6 protein-coding genes are annotated in these 4,603 nt (G+C 32.6%); all 6 read left to right on the top strand.

Annotated features, from left to right (window positions below; all coding sequences use genetic code 11):
- The first annotated feature begins 138 nt into the window (after positions 1-138).
- The 6 genes from WA340_RS14780 to WA340_RS14755 all read left to right on the top strand — a co-directional run bounded on the left by WA340_RS14780 (position 139) and on the right by WA340_RS14755 (position 4,515).
- A complete protein-coding gene (locus tag WA340_RS14780; protein ID WP_336129645.1) occupies positions 139-960 on the top strand; it encodes a peptidase MA family metallohydrolase in 822 nt (273 codons plus the stop codon).
- Positions 961-1,284: 324 nt separating this feature from the next.
- Positions 1,285-1,533, top strand: a complete 249-nt coding sequence (locus WA340_RS14775; protein WP_143381536.1) for a type II toxin-antitoxin system ParD family antitoxin — start codon at positions 1,285-1,287, stop codon at positions 1,531-1,533.
- The gene (locus tag WA340_RS14770) at positions 1,526-1,825 is read left to right on the top strand and encodes a type II toxin-antitoxin system RelE/ParE family toxin (RefSeq protein WP_336129644.1); all 300 of its coding nucleotides are present in this window, start codon (positions 1,526-1,528) and stop codon (positions 1,823-1,825) included. Before WA340_RS14775 ends, WA340_RS14770 begins: the two co-directional genes overlap by 8 nt.
- Positions 1,826-2,399: 574 nt before the next feature.
- On the top strand, positions 2,400-2,903 hold the full coding sequence (locus tag WA340_RS14765) for a hypothetical protein (protein ID WP_336129643.1): 504 nt from the start codon (positions 2,400-2,402) through the stop codon (positions 2,901-2,903).
- Positions 2,904-3,076: 173 nt separating this feature from the next.
- Positions 3,077-3,802, top strand: coding sequence for a superoxide dismutase (locus tag WA340_RS14760; RefSeq protein ID WP_009780324.1), 726 nt, complete (start codon positions 3,077-3,079; stop codon positions 3,800-3,802).
- A gap of 143 nt (positions 3,803-3,945) precedes the next feature.
- Complete coding sequence (locus tag WA340_RS14755; protein ID WP_336129642.1) at positions 3,946-4,515, top strand: hypothetical protein; 570 nt, start codon at positions 3,946-3,948, stop codon at positions 4,513-4,515.
- Positions 4,516-4,603: the final 88 nt, after the last annotated feature.

The following is a 4,603-nucleotide window of genomic DNA, read 5'->3' as shown; positions in this document are numbered from 1 at the left end:
AATTCCTTCGGAATTTTCTCGCGTTCGTTTTTGTTTACTAAATTAGTTGCTTAAACACGCAACTAACCATACACAAAACCGTTGCCATTCATTGTAAAAAAACCCTTGCAAGTTACAGAAATTTAAAATCGAGAATTGATGAAAAACTATCTAAAAATATCTCTTGTTTTCATCTTCCATTTAACCTTTTTTGGATGCGAAGATAAAAAGGAACAAGTCGAAAAAACCGATAACGACGGTTGGGTTAAAGAGACCAAAGTTTCAAAATTAATTGAAAACGTCAATTTTATTTTTCCGGAAAGTGGTTATGCTTTTGAAAACAAAGAAGACTTAATAAAACAGACTTTTGATGCTATCGCGCATAACAAAAAAATTCTTAAAAAAACCGAATTTAATGACACCATTTACGTTCGAGTTATGTCCTCACGCGATGAAATGTTTATTTATACTGGAACAAGGGCTTATGGAAATGCTTACCCATATTGGAGTACATTAAATTTTGTATCAAACGAAGATGCTTTAAATCCACCAATAAAACACGAAATGATGCATTTGATAGCAATGTTAGATTGGGACTACCCAAAAAGAAACAGTACTTGGATAAACGAAGGGATTGCAACATATTCTGCGAATAATTGCAACAATTATAATGTAGCTCAAATTTACAGGCATCTACTTGAAGAAGATAAATTAATCCCAATAGATGATTTGGTATCGAATTTTTATAATAATTCGGAAATGGTCAGCTATCATCAATCGGGATACATTGTTCAATATCTGTTGGAAAATTATACAATCGAGCAATTCAAACAACTTTGGACAGACGGATTTGAAAAATTTGAAGAAATATATGGTGTTTCTTATTCAAGAATAGAAAATGATTTAAAAAAAGTTGTGGTCGAAAAATACCCAGAAAGTCCAAATATTGATTGGGAAAATTTTAGCAAGGGTTGTAAATGAACTTAATGATTAAAAAGATAAAACGTTAGCAAGATTGCGGTAACAACGAAATGGCAACAATGTATATAAAAAATAGCGCAAGCATTTGCAAATACAAAGGCTCGTGTGCTTTTTCAAGGTCGCCAAATTTTTAAATTTGGCTATTTTAGAAGAATAAAGATAAATAGAAAAATTTAAAAATTCGGCTTGTGTTCAACCGAATGAATAGCGCACTTTTTCAGCGCTACTTTTCATATACTGGACCGTTGGGTGTAATTTGAGCGAAAATCTACAAATTTGATTATTTTACCAAAAATTGGTATATTTGATTAAAATTAAAACGGAATGAAAAATACATCAATATCGCTCGGAAATTATTTTGACCAGTTTGTACAAACTCAGGTTTCTGCTGGACGTTACAAAAACGTAAGTGAAGTAATCAGAGCTGGACTTCGATTATTGGAAAATGAAGAAAGTAAAGTTATTGCGTTAAGAAATGCTATTCAAGAAGGAATAGATAGCGGAATTGCTCACGATTTCGATCCTAAAAAAAATCTTGAGGAATTAAAAGCTAAACGCAGACAGAATGGCTAAATACGAATTGACCAATAAGGCTGTAGCTGACTTAAATGGAATTTGGGAATATACAGTTGAAAATTGGTCTGAAAATCAAGCCGACAGATATTACGATATGCTTCTGGATATTTGCCAAGACATTGCTGATAATCCAGAACTTGGAAAAAATTATGACGGAATTAAATCTGACCTTTTCGGACTAAAAGCAAATCGACACGTAATATTCTATCGCAAATCAGAAGTGAATCCAATCGAAATCACGAGAATTTTGCACGAACGAATGGATTTGAAAAGGAGAATAACCGAATAATAAAAACTACACCCAACAATGGCTATAAGTAATTGCTTGTTCTCGCCTACTTCTGAAAATCCTTGCGGATTTTCAGTTTGGTGTGTACTTGCAAAGTTTGTAACTTACCCACGCAACTACTCATAGCCGAGACCGTTGGTTGCAATAGCGGAATTAAAAACTAAACGTATAAATCGTGTGAATTCTGAACTTTGAAAACAGCGGAACTTTGCGCAGAAACTGAATTTAAAACTCGAGACCGAAACGTAACGCTGAATTGAAAAATGTAAAACGGAACTATGCGCAGAAATCAACTTGAGCGGAATTTAAAAAACGTGAATTGATTACTGCTACTCTATCGAATTCCAAAATTGCGGAATCATAACGTGGAATTGAATAGCAGAACGCAAAACAAACTCTGAATGAACCTCAAAAAACTGAATTAAAACTGCAACCAACAATGTATAAATTCAATTGCGGCTGAATTTCCTACGGAAATTCATTGCAATTTTCTATCTTTCAGCTCAATCGGAAAATCGTACCGATTTTCCGCAACTGAAATTTATACGCTAACGTTGGCTTTAATTTAGACGAAATGCCTTGCTACAAAGAATTTCCCGAACAAGTAAAAAACTTATCATCTGAATTTATGAGTGATAATGAATTTTCGTTATCTGAAATTAAGAATGATTATTATGTGCGCTTTTCGGGTAATGATTGGAATGTTGTATTCTTATGTGAATATGGAGCGATTGAAGTAAACTTAATCAATTTAAATGACGGTTATCAATACGAATTAAGCTCAATATTCGAGAATTTAAAACCTGAATCTAATTTGATTCAAGAATTCGCTAAAAATGCTTGGAGTTCCGAAGAGTCTATAGAATTTTGGAATGAAGTTTTAACTGAATTTTATCCTTTTTTTATAAAACAATATAAAAATCTGAAAGAACAAATTTCTGAACATAGAACTAGGAGTTACTTACTAGTTGATTTTGCACTTAATAAAGGTTCTAAATCATTAAAATCTGAATTTACTTGGAGTAATGACAATTGGATTAAAAAAGCATCGGAAGAATATATTAAGAAAAAAAACTAAAGCCAACAACGGCTATAGTTCATTGCGGCGGAATTTCCTATCGGAAATTCCTGCGTATTTACTAACTTTGGTTTACGGCGGAAAGAATCCTGCGGATTTTTCCGCAACGAAACCATAGCCAAAACCGTTGGCAGTAATGTGGAAAAACGAGATAAATTGAAAAAAGTATAAATATGGACAGAAAAGAATTTTTAAGAAACACGGCAATTTTAGGTGGAGCGACAATCCTACCAATGAACAACGTTTTTTCACAAAATGTAACGGAAAACGGAATTGACAGATTAGTGGACAGTAATGGAAATTTCATTCAAAAATCACTTCCATACAATAAAACTTTTTTGGAGCCACATATGGATGAAGAAACCTTACATCTGCACTTTGAATTTCATCACGGTGGAGCAGTAAAAGGGGCAAACACAGATTTGATTAAAATTAAGGAACATCTAAAATCGGGCGATTTAGACCAAGTGGATTTGTGGACCCGAAAGTTAGCTTACCACTTTTCAAGCCACGTGCTTCATTCCATCTTTTGGACGAACTTAACGAATAAAAAAACTGAACCCAAAACTGAACTCTTAAAACAGATAGAAAAGGATTTCGGTTCATTTGACAAACTGAAAAGCTATATCGGGAAAATATCAAAAACTGTAGAAGGAAGCGGTTGGGGTATTTTGGGTTACCAACCTTATTCGGATAGCTTGACATTGTTACAATGCGAAAATCATCAAAAATTAACACAATGGGGAGTTGTTCCGATTTTGGTGATTGATGTTTGGGAACACGCCTATTATTTGAAATACAAAAATAAAAGAGCCGATTTTGTTGATACAGTTCTTGAAATTATCAATTGGGACAATGTAGCTGACCGATTTATGACAGCAAAACGACTGACAAAATAAACACTACTGCCAACAATGGCTATAAGTAATTGCTTGTTCTCGCCTACTTCTGAAAATCCTCACGGATTTTCAGTTTGGTGTGTACTTGCAAAGTTAAGTGCTAAACCACGCAACTACTCATAGCCGAAACCGTTGGCTGTAATATGGGAAAAAAGAAAAAACATATTATTAATTGGAACATAATCACTTTGATTACAACATCTGCTGTCGTAATTATAAGTATTGTTCTAAATTACAATCAGCGAGAAATTGACATTCTTCAAAGCGAATTAACTCGTTCTGAAAATCGCATTAAGGAATTAGAATCTGAATTAGACCCAAGTTGGCACATAAAATATAACAATCAGAAAGATTATTACGAAAGTGAAATAAAAAGAAAAGAATTATTAATTAGTGAGAAAAATGAAATTTTAACTGAATTAGAATCGAAAAATGGATTAGTACTTTCGAAAGAGCAAAAAGTGGAAATAGTTAAAACTTTAATGGCTTACCCGAAAGTTTTGGAGAAAGTCAAACTTTTGGAAGAAATAAATAATTCTTCTGAAAAGATAATTGAAATTCAAAAAGAAATGTTAGCTGTTAAAAATTCTATATCTGAAAAAGAAAAAAGCAGAATTTCTAAATCGAATACATTTTTAAATATAATCTTGGTTTTATTTGGAATTGCTGGTTTGTTTTCAGCTTTTATGGTTTACAAGAAATCTAAAAAATAAAAATACTACAGCCAACAAAGAACTGAGGCAATAAACAAGTAAAATATTAATTATTTATTGCTAGAGTACTTCTATGTTCACCATTGTA

The organism is Mesoflavibacter sp. CH_XMU1422-2 (assembly GCF_037029245.1).
In the GTDB taxonomy this organism is placed as follows: Bacteria; Bacteroidota; Bacteroidia; order Flavobacteriales; family Flavobacteriaceae; genus Mesoflavibacter; species Mesoflavibacter zeaxanthinifaciens.
This window is presented reverse-complemented; position numbering and strand designations above follow the sequence as displayed.